Source organism: Aeromonas ichthyocola (assembly GCF_046087985.1).
Lineage (GTDB): Bacteria > Pseudomonadota > Gammaproteobacteria > Enterobacterales > Aeromonadaceae > Aeromonas > Aeromonas rivipollensis.
In genome coordinates, this window is record NZ_JBJSWH010000011.1 from 63,826 (window position 1) to 76,162 (window position 12,337).

Below are 12,337 nucleotides of genomic sequence, written 5' to 3' on the forward strand. Positions count from 1 at the left end.
TCATGAAGAAACTGTTTGCCTCCCTTGCCCTCGCCGCCGCTGTTGCCCCGGTGTGGGCCGCTACCCAGACCGTCACGCTAGCGGTTCCCGGCATGACTTGCGCCGCCTGCCCGATCACAGTCAAGAAAGCGCTCTCCAAGGTCGAAGGCGTGAGCAAGGTCGATGTGGGCTTCGAGAAGCGCGAGGCCGTCGTCACTTTTGACGACACCAAGGCCAGCGTACAGAAGCTGACCAAGGCCACCGCAGACGCCGGCTATCCGTCCAGCGTCAAGCAGTGAGCCAGCAAGCCAACGACAACAGCGAGAGCCGCTTCATGGGACTGATGACACGCATTGCCGATAAAACCGGCGCGCTCGGCAGCGTCGTTTCCGCGATGGGCTGCGCCGCCTGCTTTCCAGCCCTCGCCAGCTTCGGCGCGGCCATCGGGCTGGGCTTCTTGAGCCAGTACGAGGGACTGTTCATCAGCCGCCTGCTGCCGCTGTTTGCCGCGCTGGCCTTCCTGGCGAACGCGCTGGGTTGGTTCAGTCATCGGCAATGGCTGCGCAGTCTGCTCGGCATGATCGGCCCGGCCATCGTGTTTGCGGCCACGGTCTGGCTGCTCGGCAACTGGTGGACGGCGAACCTGATGTACGTCGGCCTGGCCTTGATGATTGGGGTGTCGATCTGGGACTTCGTGTCGCCGGCGCATCGCCGTTGCGGACCGGACGGCTGCGAACTCCCCGCCAAGCGCTTGTGAAAGACGGCTGACCGTGCGACACGGCGGCCCACACGAATAAGGAACGATGGTATGAGCACTCTCAAAATCACCGGCATGACTTGCGACTCGTGCGCAGTGCATGTCAAGGACGCCCTGGAGAAAGTGCCCGGCGTGCAATCAGCGGATGTCTCCTACGCCAAGGGCAGCGCCAAGCTCGCCATTGAGGTCGGCACGTCACCCGACGCGCTGACGGCCGCTGTAGCTGGACTCGGTTATCGGGCCACGCTGGCCGATGCCCCCTCAGTTTCGACGCCGGGCGGATTGCTCGACAAGATGCGCGATCTGCTGGGCAGAAACGACAAGACGGGTAGCAGCGGCGCATTGCATATCGCCGTCATCGGCAGCGGCGGGGCCGCGATGGCAGCGGCGCTGAAGGCCGTCGAGCAAGGCGCACGTGTCACGCTGATCGAGCGCGGCACCATCGGCGGCACCTGCGTCAATGTCGGTTGTGTGCCGTCCAAGATCATGATCCGCGCCGCCCATATCGCCCATCTGCGCCGGGAAAGCCCGTTCGATGGCGGCATCGCCGCTACCACGCCGACCATCCAGCGCACGGCGCTGCTGGCCCAGCAGCAGGCCCGCGTCGATGAACTGCGCCACGCCAAGTACGAAGGCATCTTGGAGGGCAATCCGGCGATCACTGTGCTGCACGGCTCCGCCCGCTTTAAGGACAATCGCAACCTGATCGTGCAACTCAACGACGGCGGCGAGCGCGTGGTGGCATTCGACCGCTGCCTGATCGCCACCGGCGCGAGCCCGGCCGTGCCGCCGATTCCCGGCCTGAAAGACACTCCGTACTGGACTTCCACTGAAGCGCTGGTCAGCGAGACGATTCCTAAGCGCCTGGCCGTGATTGGCTCATCAGTGGTGGCGCTGGAGCTGGCGCAGGCGTTCGCCCGACTCGGAGCGAAGGTGACGATCCTGGCTCGCAGCACGCTGTTCTTCCGCGAAGACCCAGCTATAGGCGAAGCCGTCACGGCCGCATTCCGCATGGAGGGCATCGAGGTGAGGGAACACACCCAGGCCAGCCAGGTCGCGTATATCAATGGTGAAGGGGACGGCGAATTCGTGCTCACCACGGCGCACGGCGAACTGCGCGCCGACAAGCTGCTGGTCGCCACCGGCCGCGCGCCCAACACACGCAAGCTGGCACTGGATGCGACGGGCGTCACGCTCACCCCGCAAGGCGCTATCGTCATCGACCCCGGCATGCGTACAAGCGTGGAACACATCTACGCCGCAGGCGACTGCACCGACCAGCCGCAGTTCGTCTATGTGGCGGCAGCGGCCGGCACTCGCGCCGCGATCAACATGACCGGCGGTGACGCGGCCCTGAACCTGACCGCGATGCCGGCCGTGGTGTTCACCGACCCGCAAGTGGCGACCGTAGGCTACAGCGAGGCGGAAGCGCACCATGACGGCATCAAAACTGATAGTCGCACGCTAACGCTGGACAACGTGCCGCGCGCGCTCGCCAACTTCGACACGCGCGGCTTCATCAAACTGGTGGTTGAAGAAGGCAGCGGACGACTGATCGGCGTGCAGGCAGTGGCCCCGGAAGCGGGCGAACTGATCCAGACGGCCGCACTGGCGATTCGCAACCGGATGACGGTGCAGGAACTGGCCGACCAGTTGTTCCCCTACCTGACGATGGTCGAAGGGTTGAAGCTCGCGGCGCAGACCTTCAACAAGGATGTGAAGCAGCTTTCCTGCTGCGCCGGGTGAGAAAAAGGAGGTGTTCGATGAACGCCTACACGGTGTCCCGGCTGGCCCTTGATGCCGGGGTGAGCGTGCATATCGTGCGCGACTACCTGCTGCGCGGACTGCTGCGGCCGGTGGCGTGCACGCCAGGCGGCTACGGCCTGTTCGACGAGGCGGCCTTGCAGCGTCTGTGCTTCGTGCGATCCGCCTTCGAAGCGGGCATCGGCCTCGATGCGCTGGCGAGGCTGTGCCGGGCGCTGGATGCAGCGGACGGCGGCGAAGCGGCCACGCAGCTTGCCGTGCTGCGCCAGTTCGTCGAACACCGGCGCGAAGCGTTGGCCGATCTGGAAGCGCAGTTGGCCACCCTGCCGACCGAGCCGGCACAGCACGCGGAGAGTCTGCCATGAACGGCCCGGAACGCCTGCCGACCAAGACACGCAAGCCGTTCACCGGCTACCTGTGGGGCGCGCTGGCCGTGCTCACCTGTCCCTGTCATTTGCCGATTCTCGCCGTTGTGCTGGCCGGAACGACAGCCGGCGCATTCATCGGGGAGCATTGGGGTATTGCAGCCCTCACGCTGACCGGCTTGTTTGCTCTGTCCGTGACGCGGCTACTGCGGGCCTTCCGGGGCGGATCATGACGACCTCGCAGCCCGCCGGATGGACGGCGACCGAGTTGGCGCAGGCGGTTGTGCGCGGGCAGCTTGAGTTGCACTACCAGCCGATAGTCGATCTGCGCAGTGACCAGATTGTCGGTGCGGAAGCCCTGTTGCGCTGGCGGCATCCAAGGCTCGGCTTGTTGCTGCCGGGCCAGTTTCTCCCCTTGGTCGAATCGTCCGGCTTGATGCCTGAAATCGGTGCTTGGGTGCTGGGCGCAGCCTGCCGCCAGATGCGCGAGTGGCGGATGCTGGCATGGCAACCGTTCCGGCTGGCCGTCAATGTTTCGGCGAGCCAAGTGAGACCGGATTTCGACGGATGGGTAAAGGGCGTGCTGGCTGACGCCGAGTTGCCCGCCGAGTCTCTTGAAATCGAGCTGACCGAATCGGTCGCGTTCGGTGATCCGGCGATCTTCCCCGCCCTGGAAGCCTTGCGACAAATCGGTGTGCGCTTCGCCGCCGATGATTTCGGGACGGGGTATTCCTGCCTGCAACACCTGAAGTGCTGCCCGATTACTACGCTCAAGATCGACCAGTCCTTCGTCGCCGGACTCGCCGACGACCACCGCGACCGAACCATCGTGCGCTCCGTCATTCAGCTTGCGCACGGGCTGGGCATGGACGTGGTGGCCGAGGGCGTGGAAACGCCGACCAGTCTCGCACTGTTGCGGCAAGCGGCGTGCGATACGGGACAAGGCTTCCTGTTCGCCAAGCCAATGCCGGCGGCGGCATTCGCCGCCTTTGTCAGTCAATGGAGGGGTGCCACCATGAATGCAAATGATCCGACTGCCACCAGTTGCTGCGTGTGCTGCAAGGAAATCCCGCTCGATGCCGCCTTTACCCCGGAAGGCGTGGAGTACGTCGAGCACTTCTGCGGACTGGAGTGCTATCAGCGCTTCCAGGCACGCGCCAAGGCCGCGACCGAAACCAGCGCCGAACAAAACACTTGCGATTCGCCGCCGTCAGGTTGATGCCGACCGCTCAGATACGGTTGAGTAGTTTCGTCCCATCTGGGCGCAATTCGCCTTTTGGGGAAATGTGTCTGTAGAGCGTCTGCCGCGTGATGCCGAGTTCCTGACAGAGATCGCCGACCTTGGTTTCAGGCTGCCCCATCGCCGCCATCGCCAGCCGCAGCTTGGCGGCGGTCATCTTGAACGGCCGGCCGCCTTTTCGGCCGCGTGCCCGCGCCGATGCCAGACCGGCAATCGTGCGCTCGGCGATCAATTCGCGCTCGAACTCGGCCAGCGCAGCAAAAATGCCGAAGACCAGTTTGCCGGCGGCGGTTGTGGTGTCGATGGCCGCCCCGTGCCCGGTCAGCACCTTCAGGCCGATACCGCGCCCGGTCAGGTCGTGCACGGTATTGATTAGATGCCGCAGGTCGCGCCCGAGCCGATCCAGTTTCCACACGACCAGCGTATCTCCCGGCCGCAATGCCTTCAGGCAGGCCACCAAGCCGGGGCGGTCTTCGCGCTTGCCAGATGCCTGATCTTCGTAGAGATGCAGCGGATCGACATCGGCGGCGATCAGCGCGTCGCGCTGCAAATCGGTTGCTTGGGAGCCGTCCGCCTTCGACACCCGCATGTAGCCAATCAGCATCTTGCACCTGTCACATATACGGTCGTTATCTTTACAACCTGTTCATTTGTAATAATAAGCAGACCGATCGAAGGAGAAATTATTCTGGTCACGCGATTTTGAGTGATGCGCCCGAAAAGACGTAATTGATATTGGCCGCTTTACCACTGAGAGGTGGGGGAGACGTCAGCGCGACTAATACCTCAAGCAATTTGACGATGCTTTCAGGCTCCTTGCTCGACAGCCGGAGATTGGCCGCGATGCAGAAGATATAAAACCAGGATACAAAAAGCTTAGCCAAGGTAGCCATATCATTTTTTACCGAGCCGGCACTGAATCCAAGATTGTTGTGATCCGCATACTCCACAACAGCATGGATGTAGAGCAGCACTTCTAAAACCCGTAACGCCGCGCTCTGCGGCAAATTTGGAGCGCAGCGGAAAATTTGTCCGGCAGCAGCGCTTTGTTATGTGAGCTCTTCACTGTCAACCTCCTGCGCTAGAAAGGCTTTCTCAACCTCAATTAACAAGTCTGTCATTTGTTCAAGAATACTATCAAACGCTTTGATTAACTCGTCGTCCTTTATTCCAAGGCGTGCAATCGTTTTTTCATAATTTGAACCACGCCTATGTGCTACACCTGTCGATCGAACGCCTTGTAACCCTCCCAAGAAGGTTGCTGCGTCAAATCTCACACCACCATTATTTAGAAACTCTGCAAGTAGCTTAATAGATCCACTTTCATCAATAGAAACATGCTTTTTAAGCTCTTTAATATTAATGGAGTCAATTGTAACTTTTACCAGTGATAGTATCTGTGCATCAAATTCTGACTGTTCATTTTTAGTTAAGGAATGCAGCGTTTTTAAGCAGTGTGCATCAGCTTCGGCAAGCGGCAAAAAAAGTGGCCAGCCTTTATCTTTTATCCAATGATTCTGAAACCTTTCAAAATATGATTTGAAAACCAAATCTGGGCTTTCCGCATCAGCAAATGCTCCGAGCATACTTCTTTTAAAATAGGTACCACTCATAGCTCGCCCTTCTGGAGCAAGATTAAAGCTTTTCCAGTAAATCTGCTCGGAGTGAGGTATATCTCGGCCAAGATCACCTAAAAAAACACAAACGTGTCCCGGCGAGTTATTGTCAAAGCGCAACCTCCAATACCCATGCTTATGGATTGCACTATCTTGTACCTCATACTCTGATGAAGACCCAAAATACTTTTGAAGCACTGCTTTATCGAAGTAAACCGGAGTTAAATAATGAGGCGCACCTTTATTTTTTCCGAAATAGTCGGCTAACAAAGAAGGATCACAGGAGTGGAGATGATGATCATGGGCATCTCCTTCGATAATGAATGATTCATAGCTCTTCTCTACATTGAATGGGCTGTAGTACTCTTCTTTTCTTGGGGAGCAATTGAAAAGTTTTTTTCCTAGCACTCTAGTAAAAGTGCTATAGCCCTCTACGTACGAGCTATCCCAAAACCGAGTGTATGAAACGAAAGGATCATTCACATGCTCATCCGGAAACCGTTCACTTGTAACTTTGTGGCGCGAATTCTCAAAAAATAACAGCAGGCTCATTTGCCTAGCAGACATAAATGCTTTCAAGAATGATTTTCTTATAAGAATTTCATCATCTGAATACCTGACAACCTGAATTTCAGTTCCATTGTCATCATCAACAACATATTTATGATTAACCGTGTCATGGTAAAGCTCGAGGTATAATACTAATTCTTGTAATATTTCTCTGTACGGCTTTCTTGTACCATGAAAATCTCTATAGATAACAAGCGGTAGATATTCGGAACTATTTGGCTCATACCAGATATTATCTTTGCCACTCCATACTATTGACGGGCCTCCACTACCAGGGAGTAAATCCCACCCATAGCCTTCCATTGCTTTTTTGGTATTTTCTGGTGAAACCAAGCAGGAGTATAGCGAGCCATCCTCAGATTTATCGTCATTATTTAGGTTTTTATAAAGCGGAACCCAAGTGCCCTCACCCAATTCATTACGTATGAAATCTAAGAAGTCGTCCATATCTTTAGGCATGCTAATTATTTTTCCATTCGTGATGGTTGCTTTTCACATAATGCCGCGTTAAGCGGACAAAAGTAATGGGTTAAAATGTGTAGCGAAGCGAAACGTAACCCACTGTTTTTTGTTTTGTTTAAACGCCTTGTTATGTGGCGGTCTATTTAGAAAACTTCAACTAACTTTGAGTAATGAGCTTTAAAAATAATTCCTGAAGTAAATCATCAACTTCATAAGGGTCTGCTATTTTTTTTAATAAAAAAATCCGCAACTCTTGTTCATGCCTATCCCAAGCACTCAAAACGCAATGATGTGTCATTTCAGGGTGCATTTCGTTGCGCAGGATTTCGTTTGAAGGCCACCGGACGTTGCTCACCCTCTTTACTAGCATGGTGGCGCTTGGCGGCCATTGCCCACCAGTGCAACTGGCTAAATGATCTTTGGTAATAGCCTGCCCATTTTTTCGGGTTGACTTCACTGCTAAAATCTCCATTTTCGTTTAGCACTTCTTGCGCCTTAGGAATATGGATCATTGCTGAAACAGGAAGACAGCCAAGCTCTGATAAGAAGGTGCGCATATTAACAGCGGCTCTTGCCCCGCCCCATTGACCTGCGGAGTAGGTCACAATCATTGAAGGCTTATAAGAAAATAATGAGCTACCAAAGTGGTTCAATAAGTTGGCTAACGCAGGGCTCATTGAGTGGTTGTACTCAGGACTGACCATCACATAACCATCTGCCTTCTCAATTTTCTCAGCCAATATTTGCAGTGATAATGGAACGTCTGTGTTTGTGTAGGAAAAATGCGGCTTGAAGATAGGTCCTAACTCAAAATCAAGAGGGTCAATTACTTCAACTTGAAGCGCTGAAAGTTGACGCTCAATATGTTGCTTGCACGATAAAGCAACACGTTCACCAAGACGGGCTGGAGCCGGCGGCGTGCTTTGTCGAACGCTTCCTAAAAAAATAAGTATGTTCATCTGATTGAGCCTTAAACTATTGGACTGGGCTGGTACGTGTGCCGTCTGCGTTGAGTATTTGCTCGCTATCTTCTTTGTAGTAAGGGCCCTTTGGCCAGCTCTCAAGCAAATCGAGCACCACTTCGCTGGGTCGACAAAGCTTTACACCTTGAGGGCTGCAAACAATCGGGCGATTGACCAATATTGGATGCTTTATCATCGCCTCAAGAATTGCTTGATCAGAAACATTATCGGCCAGCAAACCCAGCTCGGCGGCAGGCGATTTAGTGGTCCGCAAGGCCTGTTGGGGGGTTAAGTTGGCGGCAGCAAATAACCCAAGCAGCTGCGCACGTGTCCAACCATCTTTTAGGTACTCAATCACTATCGGTGAGTAGCCAGCGTCCTGAATAATTTTAAGTACATTGCGTGAAGTGCCGCATTCGGGATTATGATAAATAACCAGCATAATATGTCCTTTAAGAAGGTTGATCAGTTACGGCAACAGCCGGAAAATGATGACGTGTTTTATTCGCAAAACGCACCAGCGCAAGCATTAAAGGAACCTCAACTAGCACGCCGACGACGGTGGCCAATGCTGCACCTGATTGCAGTCCGAACAGAGCAATGGCAACCGCCACCGCTAACTCAAAAAAGTTACTAGCCGCAATCATTCCAGCCGGGGCGGCCACATTATGAGGAATACGCCACGCTTTAGCCCAGCCGTAAGCAATAGCAAATACCAATACTGTTTGGATAATAAGTGGGATAGCAATCAGTACAATATGCAGTGGATTAGCAATAATGACATCGCCTTGAAACGCAAATAACAGCACCAAGGTTATGATCAATCCAACAGGTGTAATCGAAGAAACACGCTTCAGAAACACATCGTTAAACCACGCCAAACCTCGGTGTTTAATAACCCTATTTCGCACCCAATAACCGGCTGCTAGGGGTATAACGATATACAGCAGCACCGACAACAATACTGTGTCCCAAGGCACCTGAATGTTAGAGATGCCAAGCAGTAAAACCACGATAGGGGCAAAAGCAACCAACATAATCAAGTCATTCACGGCGATCTGCACCAAGGTATAAGCGGCATCACCTCGGGTTAGATAGCTCCACACAAATACCATGGCCGTGCAAGGTGCGGCACCTAATAAGATGGCACCGGCTAAATATTCGCTGGCTATGGCAGCAGGTAGCAATGGTTCAAAAACCACCATGAAGAAAAACCAGGCTATTGCAAACATAGTAAAAGGTTTGATCAGCCAGTTTACAGTAGTGGTAATCACCAGTCCTTTAGGTTGCTTTCCGACGTTTTTAATAGAGCTAAAGTCGATTTGTAACATCATCGGGAAAATCATTGCCCAAATCAGTACAGCCACCGGTATTGATACTTGTGCATATTCAAAGCGCGATAAGGTTTGTGGAATCACTGGCGCAAACTGTCCTAGCAAAACGCCAGCAAGAATAGCCAAAGCTACCCAAAGAGTAAGGTAGCGCTCAAATAACCCCATGCCCTCAGAGGTGCTTGGTGCATTTTCTGATTTAACTGTTGTCATCATAATATCCTTAAATCGAGCGTTGATTGACGCGTTGACTGAGTTCATCTGCACTTTCGACACGCTCTGAATAACGATCAGTCAGGTAAGGTGCATTGTTGCGCAATAGCAAAGTGAACTTCACCAGCTCCTCCATAACATCAACAATGCGGTTGTAGTAAGGCGAGGGTTTCATACGATTATTTTCATCGAACTCTAGATAGGCTTTGGCAACCGATGATTGGTTTGGGATGGTGAACATCCGCATCCAGCGACCCAATACCCGGAGCTGATTAACCACATTAAAAGATTGAGAACCGCCACAGACCTGCATTACAGCTAAGGTTTTCCCTTGTGTGGGTCGCACAGCACCGAGGCTAAGTGGTATCCAGTCGATTTGGCTTTTGAAAATGCCTGTCATCGCACCATGTCGTTCAGGCGAACACCAGACTTGACCTTCCGACCACACCATTAAATCACGTAATTCTTGCACCTTCGGATGCGATTCATCTGCAGTGTCAGGCTGCGGTAAACCTTCAGGATTAAAAATACGCACCTCGGCGCCCATGTGTTTGAGCAATCTTGCGCTTTCTTCAACAACCAAACGACTGAATGAACGCTGGCGCAATGAGCCGTATAACAGCAAAATACGCGGTGGATGCCTAGAGTCTAGGCTAGAAAAATGTTCCTGGTGAGGCACGCTAATCTGCTCAGTAATAAGGTTTTCTAACTGATTATTTGTCTGCATTGTTATTGCTCTCGTTATCGCAAGCATTGCGGCTATGAATACTGTCAAACAGAGCTATTGCATCGGCAAATAGCGCTGGATTATTTTCAATTGAGCAAGTGATGACCTTGAGTGCCCAATTCGGCAAGTCAGCAGAAAAGCGGTAATACACCCACTTTCCGCGTCGCTCACTTTGCAAAATTCCACACTTGCGTAATTGCGCTAAATATTGCGACACCTTTGGTTGCTCTTGATTTAGTGCAACCTGGATCTCACACACACACGCCTCCCCCGCTCTTTGGATCAAGCAAAGGCAGGTGAGCCTATTAAGGTCTGAAAGGCATTTTAAGAACTGAATCAAATCCACTGAAATACCCCGCCGGTGCAACACATTAAGAATTTAACACATTAAGAATTTAACATATTAAAATAATTGCATGCCAATAATGAGATGTCAATAATGAAAGTGCCGACTACAAAACCCATGACCAATTCATCTGGGCTTTTATTACTGGTTCTTTAGTAAACATGAACCGTTGACCTGCATGGGCATCGATGCGATAATTCGAAGTTGTTTTTATTTATCGCTGCATGAAGGCACATATTTTGCGAATTAGTCCACCCTAGCCTCCCCCTCCTCTATAGTCATCCAATTTGCAGATGGCTGCACCAACTGCCGCAATAGCGGTAGGCGCTTTTTTCCGCCAAAAATAACTCACTAAAACTCAGTAATGTCATTAAATTGTCGTAGCCAGCACTGCAAACTTTGCATCTTAGCGCGATAGATATTTGCGTTGCTGTTTGCTTATTACAAGGTTTAATCATGTTTGAAAAAATGAAACTCGAATGGCTCTCTAATATCCGCGGTGATTTACTTGCAGGTATTGTTGTCGCTCTAGCCTTAATTCCAGAGGCTATTGCGTTCTCTATTGTAAACAAGACATTTTTATCTTTTATATTCAATGGCTTATTTTCCTGCTAATTGGTAATACCATGAAAAATACCATGCTCAGAAAAGGCTTAACAATATTTTGAAAAATTGCCTACTGAGCGCTGCCGCACAGCTCCATAGGCCGCTTTCCTGGCTTTGCTTCCAGATGTATGGTATGCTCTTCTGCTCCTGCAGCTAATGGATCACCGCAAACAGGTTACTCGCCTGGGGATTCCCTTTCGACCCGAGCATCCGTATGAGACTCATGCTCGATTATTATTATTATAGAAGCCCCCATGAATAAATCGCTCATCATTTTCGGCATCGTCAACATAACCTCGGACAGTTTCTCCGATGGAGGCCGGTATCTGGCGCCAGACGCAGCCATTGCGCAGGCGCGTAAGCTGATGGCCGAGGGGGCAGATGTGATCGACCTCGGTCCGGCATCCAGCAATCCCGACGCCGCGCCTGTTTCGTCCGACACAGAAATCGCGCGTATCGCGCCGGTGCTGGACGCGCTCAAGGCAGATGGCATTCCCGTCTCGCTCGACAGTTATCAACCCGCGACGCAAGCCTATGCCTTGTCGCGTGGTGTGGCCTATCTCAATGATATTCGCGGTTTTCCAGACGCTGCGTTCTATCCGCAATTGGCGAAATCATCTGCCAAACTCGTCGTTATGCATTCGGTGCAAGACGGGCAGGCAGATCGGCGCGAGGCACCCGCTGGCGACATCATGGATCACATTGCGGCGTTCTTTGACGCGCGCATCGCGGCGCTGACGGGTGCCGGTATCAAACGCAACCGCCTTGTCCTTGATCCCGGCATGGGGTTTTTTCTGGGGGCTGCTCCCGAAACCTCGCTCTCGGTGCTGGCGCGGTTCGATGAATTGCGGCTGCGCTTCGATTTGCCGGTGCTTCTGTCTGTTTCGCGCAAATCCTTTCTGCGCGCGCTCACAGGCCGTGGTCCGGGGGATGTCGGGGCCGCGACACTCGCTGCAGAGCTTGCCGCCGCCGCAGGTGGAGCTGACTTCATCCGCACACACGAGCCGCGCCCCTTGCGCGACGGGCTGGCGGTATTGGCGGCGCTGAAAGAAACCGCAAGAATTCGTTAACTGCACATTCGGGATATTTCTCTATATTCGCGGTTCAGCAGGCATGTCCCCTTTGAGGGCGACCCGACGACAGGATAATCGACCTTATGGTGCGCAAATATTTCGGCACAGACGGTATTCGTGGCAAAGCCAACGAAGGCGCGATGACGGCGGAAACCGCCTTGCGCGTCGGCATGGCGGCTGGCCGTGTCTTTCGTCGCGGTGACCACCGCCATCGTGTCGTGATCGGCAAGGATACGCGCCTGTCGGGCTATATGCTTGAACCCGCGCTCACAGCCGGTTTCACCTCGATGGGCATGGACGTATTCCTTTTTGGCCCGCTGCCGACA

16 protein-coding genes and 1 pseudogene are annotated in these 12,337 nt (G+C 53.2%); 10 read left to right on the forward strand and 7 right to left on the reverse strand.

Annotation, left to right across the window (positions count from 1 at the left end):
• Positions 1-2: 2 nt before the first annotated feature.
• Genes merP through ACF2JD_RS22095 form a run of 6 tightly spaced genes read left to right on the forward strand, consistent with a single transcriptional unit; the run spans position 3 to position 4,084 of the window.
• Positions 3-278, forward strand: a complete 276-nt coding sequence (gene merP, locus ACF2JD_RS22070) for a mercury resistance system periplasmic binding protein MerP (protein WP_000732292.1) — start codon at positions 3-5, stop codon at positions 276-278.
• Positions 275-736, forward strand: a complete 462-nt coding sequence (gene merC, locus ACF2JD_RS22075; RefSeq protein ID WP_000082530.1) for an organomercurial transporter MerC — start codon at positions 275-277, stop codon at positions 734-736. Before merP ends, merC begins: the two co-directional genes overlap by 4 nt.
• Before the next feature lie 51 nt (positions 737-787).
• Positions 788-2,482 carry a mercury(II) reductase gene (merA, locus tag ACF2JD_RS22080; protein WP_000105636.1) on the forward strand — a complete coding sequence of 565 codons (1,695 nt, stop codon included), beginning with the start codon at positions 788-790 and terminating at the stop codon, positions 2,480-2,482.
• 17 nt (positions 2,483-2,499) lie between these two features.
• Entirely contained in the window at positions 2,500-2,865 is a 366-nt protein-coding gene (gene merD / locus ACF2JD_RS22085) for a mercury resistance co-regulator MerD (protein WP_003124452.1), read from the forward strand.
• Entirely contained in the window at positions 2,862-3,098 is a 237-nt protein-coding gene (gene merE, locus ACF2JD_RS22090) for a broad-spectrum mercury transporter MerE (protein ID WP_003124451.1), read from the forward strand. The genes merD and merE overlap by 4 nt, the downstream gene beginning before the upstream one ends.
• Complete coding sequence (locus tag ACF2JD_RS22095; protein WP_010791756.1) at positions 3,095-4,084, forward strand: DUF3330 domain-containing protein; 990 nt, start codon at positions 3,095-3,097, stop codon at positions 4,082-4,084. Before merE ends, ACF2JD_RS22095 begins: the two co-directional genes overlap by 4 nt.
• Before the next feature lie 10 nt (positions 4,085-4,094).
• On the opposite strand, the gene ACF2JD_RS22100 is transcribed toward ACF2JD_RS22095, so the two are convergent.
• A complete protein-coding gene (locus ACF2JD_RS22100; protein WP_440988153.1) occupies positions 4,095-4,709 on the reverse strand; it encodes a recombinase family protein in 615 nt (204 codons plus the stop codon).
• Positions 4,710-4,938: 229 nt separating this feature from the next.
• Between ACF2JD_RS22100 and ACF2JD_RS22105 the strand changes: the two genes are divergently transcribed.
• Positions 4,939-5,085 (forward strand): type II toxin-antitoxin system RelE/ParE family toxin, encoded by a 147-nt coding sequence (locus ACF2JD_RS22105; protein WP_440988157.1) that lies wholly within the window; start codon positions 4,939-4,941, stop codon positions 5,083-5,085.
• Positions 5,086-5,154: 69 nt separating this feature from the next.
• On the opposite strand, the gene ACF2JD_RS22110 is transcribed toward ACF2JD_RS22105, so the two are convergent.
• The 6 genes from ACF2JD_RS22110 to ACF2JD_RS22135 form a co-directional block, all read right to left on the reverse strand.
• Positions 5,155-6,750 (reverse strand): hypothetical protein, encoded by a 1,596-nt coding sequence (locus tag ACF2JD_RS22110; RefSeq protein WP_440988154.1) that lies wholly within the window; start codon positions 6,748-6,750, stop codon positions 5,155-5,157.
• A 302-nt stretch (positions 6,751-7,052) separates the two neighbouring features.
• Entirely contained in the window at positions 7,053-7,712 is a 660-nt protein-coding gene (locus ACF2JD_RS22115) for an NAD(P)H-dependent oxidoreductase (protein WP_440988155.1), read from the reverse strand.
• A gap of 16 nt (positions 7,713-7,728) precedes the next feature.
• Positions 7,729-8,157: an arsenate reductase (glutaredoxin) gene (gene arsC, locus ACF2JD_RS22120; RefSeq protein WP_440988156.1), complete on the reverse strand. Its 429-nt coding sequence runs from the start codon at positions 8,155-8,157 to the stop codon at positions 7,729-7,731.
• 10 nt (positions 8,158-8,167) lie between these two features.
• Entirely contained in the window at positions 8,168-9,262 is a 1,095-nt protein-coding gene (gene arsB, locus ACF2JD_RS22125; protein WP_456305344.1) for an ACR3 family arsenite efflux transporter, read from the reverse strand.
• A gap of 7 nt (positions 9,263-9,269) precedes the next feature.
• Positions 9,270-9,986, reverse strand: a complete 717-nt coding sequence (gene arsH / locus ACF2JD_RS22130; protein WP_456305345.1) for an arsenical resistance protein ArsH — start codon at positions 9,984-9,986, stop codon at positions 9,270-9,272.
• On the reverse strand, positions 9,973-10,356 hold the full coding sequence (locus ACF2JD_RS22135) for a metalloregulator ArsR/SmtB family transcription factor (protein WP_331454072.1): 384 nt from the start codon (positions 10,354-10,356) through the stop codon (positions 9,973-9,975). The genes arsH and ACF2JD_RS22135 overlap by 14 nt, the downstream gene beginning before the upstream one ends.
• 432 nt (positions 10,357-10,788) lie before the next feature.
• On the opposite strand from ACF2JD_RS22135, the gene ACF2JD_RS22140 reads away from it, so the two are divergent.
• The 3 genes and pseudogenes from ACF2JD_RS22140 to glmM form a co-directional block, all read left to right on the forward strand.
• Positions 10,789-10,947: a hypothetical protein gene (locus ACF2JD_RS22140; RefSeq protein WP_440988159.1), complete on the forward strand. Its 159-nt coding sequence runs from the start codon at positions 10,789-10,791 to the stop codon at positions 10,945-10,947.
• A 245-nt stretch (positions 10,948-11,192) separates the two neighbouring features.
• Positions 11,193-12,008 carry a sulfonamide-resistant dihydropteroate synthase Sul2 gene (sul2, locus tag ACF2JD_RS22145; RefSeq protein WP_001043260.1) on the forward strand — a complete coding sequence of 272 codons (816 nt, stop codon included), beginning with the start codon at positions 11,193-11,195 and terminating at the stop codon, positions 12,006-12,008.
• A gap of 86 nt (positions 12,009-12,094) precedes the next feature.
• A pseudogene (gene glmM / locus ACF2JD_RS22150) lies at positions 12,095-12,337 on the forward strand (phosphoglucosamine mutase); the annotation flags it as partial.

Bases quoted from the DNA above. Each gene is read 5' to 3' on its own strand.
- ACF2JD_RS22115 (WP_440988155.1), bottom strand. From the start codon at position 7,712: ATGAACATACTTATTTTTTTAGGAAGCGTTCGACAAAGCACGCCGCCG.
- arsC (WP_440988156.1), bottom strand. From the start codon at position 8,157: ATGCTGGTTATTTATCATAATCCCGAATGCGGCACTTCACGCAATGTA.
- merD (WP_003124452.1), top strand. From the start codon at position 2,500: ATGAACGCCTACACGGTGTCCCGGCTGGCCCTTGATGCCGGGGTGAGC.
- arsB (WP_456305344.1), bottom strand. From the start codon at position 9,262: ATGATGACAACAGTTAAATCAGAAAATGCACCAAGCACCTCTGAGGGC.
- ACF2JD_RS22110 (WP_440988154.1), bottom strand. From the start codon at position 6,750: ATGCCTAAAGATATGGACGACTTCTTAGATTTCATACGTAATGAATTG.
- sul2 (WP_001043260.1), top strand. From the start codon at position 11,193: ATGAATAAATCGCTCATCATTTTCGGCATCGTCAACATAACCTCGGAC.
- arsH (WP_456305345.1), bottom strand. From the start codon at position 9,986: ATGCAGACAAATAATCAGTTAGAAAACCTTATTACTGAGCAGATTAGC.
- merA (WP_000105636.1), top strand. From the start codon at position 788: ATGAGCACTCTCAAAATCACCGGCATGACTTGCGACTCGTGCGCAGTG.
- ACF2JD_RS22100 (WP_440988153.1), bottom strand. From the start codon at position 4,709: ATGCTGATTGGCTACATGCGGGTGTCGAAGGCGGACGGCTCCCAAGCA.
- ACF2JD_RS22095 (WP_010791756.1), top strand. From the start codon at position 3,095: ATGACGACCTCGCAGCCCGCCGGATGGACGGCGACCGAGTTGGCGCAG.
- merE (WP_003124451.1), top strand. From the start codon at position 2,862: ATGAACGGCCCGGAACGCCTGCCGACCAAGACACGCAAGCCGTTCACC.
- merP (WP_000732292.1), top strand. From the start codon at position 3: ATGAAGAAACTGTTTGCCTCCCTTGCCCTCGCCGCCGCTGTTGCCCCG.
- ACF2JD_RS22140 (WP_440988159.1), top strand. From the start codon at position 10,789: ATGTTTGAAAAAATGAAACTCGAATGGCTCTCTAATATCCGCGGTGAT.